The sequence below is a fragment of the Burkholderia sp. Ac-20349 genome, from assembly GCF_017104865.1.
Lineage (GTDB): Bacteria > Pseudomonadota > Gammaproteobacteria > Burkholderiales > Burkholderiaceae > Burkholderia > Burkholderia aenigmatica.
Genome location: NZ_JAAGPM010000367.1, coordinates 1 through 515, shown reverse-complemented (window position 1 = coordinate 515; position 515 = coordinate 1). Strand labels below are relative to the sequence as shown.

The 515-nt window shown below is 64.5% G+C and carries 1 protein-coding gene; it reads left to right on the top strand.

Translation table 11 applies throughout. From position 1 onward, the window contains the following. A partial coding sequence (locus G3N61_RS39265; RefSeq protein ID WP_205825143.1) for an ATP-binding cassette domain-containing protein occupies positions 1-515 on the top strand: 515 nt, incomplete at both ends.

Here is a 515-nt window from a genome sequence, read left to right as displayed (position 1 = left end):
ATCGCCAAGAACGAGCTGTTCGCGCTGCTCGGCAGCTCGGGCTGCGGCAAGTCGACGTTGCTGCGCATGCTCGCCGGGCTCGAGACGGCCACCTCCGGCAAGATCTTCGTCGACGGCGAAGATCTTGCGTCGCTGCCGCCGTACCGCCGTCCGGTGAACATGATGTTCCAGTCGTACGCGCTGTTCCCGCACATGACGGTCGAATCGAACGTCGCGTTCGGCCTGAAGCAGGAAGGCACGCCGAAAAACGAGATCAAGGAGCGCGTAGCCGACGCGCTCGCGCTCGTGCAGATGAGCAAGTACGCGCAGCGCAAGCCGCACCAGCTCTCCGGCGGCCAGCAGCAGCGTGTCGCGCTGGCCCGCTCGCTGGTCAAGCGCCCGAAGCTCCTGCTGCTCGACGAGCCGATGTCCGCGCTCGACAAGAAGATCCGCCAGAAAACCCAGCTCGAACTCGTGAACATCATCGAGAAGGTCGACGTGACCTGCGTGATGGTCACGCACGACCAGGAAGAGGC